This is a genomic window from Dietzia sp. HMSC21D01, from assembly GCF_001815995.1.
In the GTDB taxonomy this organism is placed as follows: domain Bacteria; phylum Actinomycetota; class Actinomycetes; order Mycobacteriales; family Mycobacteriaceae; genus Dietzia; species Dietzia cinnamea.
Window position 1 is genome coordinate 1 of the sequence record NZ_KV823654.1, and the last position, 1,606, is coordinate 1,606.

Here is a 1,606-nt window from a genome sequence, read left to right on the forward strand (position 1 = left end):
GGGCGCCCCCGGCGCGGACGCGTTCACCGCCGACGGCCTGGGCGCCCCCGGCCCCGGTGAAACCGTTCTCGACCACTGGTGGCGCTGGTGCCTGTCCCCCGACGGCCGCGCCACCGCCCACCGACGCGCCGACGACCGGCCGTCCGACGACATGCTCGACGACCTGATGGAGGCGCTGCGGTCGCGACCGGAAGCGCGTCGGCGCGAGTCGCTCTAGTGTGGCCGGGACGCCGACCGCGAGTTGCCACCCGAGCACGAAGGAGAGCGCCCGATGACCCGACCCACCGCCCGAGTGATGGGTGACCAGTCCCTCGACTTCCTCCGCTCCGGCTATCTGTTCGCCTCCCGGGTGCGTCAGCGGGCGGGCGTCTCCCCCGAGTCGCAGACCCCGGTCCGCCTTCGGCTGATGGGCCGCAGCACGGTGCTGCTGCGGGGCATCGACGGCGTCCGCGCCTTCTACGACGCCGACAAGGTCAAGCGAGACGGGGCCATGCCGTCGTTCATCCGGCTGCCGCTGTTCGGCCCCGGCTCCGTCCACAAGCTCGACGGCCGCGCGCACGCGGCTCGGAAGAACGCGCTCGCGGACATGGCCTACGACGACGACCGGGTCGCCCGGTTCGCCCGGCTGGTGGCCGACGAGCTAGAGGAGATGCTCGACCGGTGGGCGCGCAGCGGCGGCGGCACCGTCTACGACGACACCTCGACCGCGTTCGGCCGGGCGGCGTTCCGGTGGGCCGGGCTGCCGCTCACGCCGCCGGAGGCCGACCGTCGCGCACGGCAGATGAGCCGGCTGCTCGACACGTTCGGGCGGGTGGCGACCAACCCGGTCGCGGAGTTCGAGCGCGTGAGACTGGACCGCTGGGCCACGGGACTGATCCGCGCGGTGCGCTCTGGCGACCTGCGGGCCGAGCCCGGCTCCGTCCTGTCGGCCATGGCGGACCTGCGCGACGAGACCGGCGCGCCCGTCGACGACCGCACCGCGGCGGTGGAACTGCAGAACCTGACCCGACCCACCGTGGCGGTGGCCCGGTTCGCCGCGTTCGCGGCGGTCGCCCTCGCCGAGCATCCGCGGTGGGCGGACCGGATCCGGGAGGCGGCGTCAACGACCGGTCGGCTCACGGACATCCCGGAGGCCGTGGCGTTCGCCCAGGAGGTCCGCCGGGTCTATCCGTTCGTTCCCATGCTGCCCGCCCTGGCCACGACGGACTTCGAGGTCCAGGGCTGCCCGGTCCGCAAGGACCAGCTCGTCCTGCTCGATCTCCTCGGCACGGACACCGACCCCAACCACTGGCCCGACGCCACCACCTTCGACCCCGGGCGCTTCATGGGTGTCGACGACGCCGAGGCGCTCGAGGCGTTCATCCCCCACGGCGGGGCCGGGGTGCGCACGGGCCATCGCTGCCCCGGCGAGAAGATCGCCGTGACCGCGCTGTCCGCCACCGTGGCCGCGCTGTGCCGCCCCGAGGTGCGCATCAGTCGGGATCCCGACGACATGACGTTCCCGTGGACCCACATGCTCACCCGACCCGCTACCGGCGTGCGGGTGACGTGGGAGGAGCGGGAGACCGCGACGACGTAGAGCCGCCCCGCCGTCGCGACGGCGGGG

1 protein-coding gene and 1 pseudogene are annotated in these 1,606 nt (G+C 74.2%); both read left to right on the plus strand.

The window, feature by feature from the left end; genetic code table 11:
* Nucleotides 1–217 (plus strand): annotated as a pseudogene (locus tag HMPREF3086_RS01380) (polysaccharide pyruvyl transferase family protein); the annotation flags it as partial.
* A gap of 54 nt (nucleotides 218–271) precedes the next feature.
* Entirely contained in the window at nucleotides 272–1,579 is a 1,308-nt protein-coding gene (locus tag HMPREF3086_RS01385; protein WP_070719771.1) for a cytochrome P450, read from the plus strand.
* Nucleotides 1,580–1,606: the final 27 nt, after the last annotated feature.

Bases quoted from the DNA above. Each gene is read 5' to 3' on its own strand.
- HMPREF3086_RS01385 (WP_070719771.1), top strand. From the start codon at position 272: ATGACCCGACCCACCGCCCGAGTGATGGGTGACCAGTCCCTCGACTTC.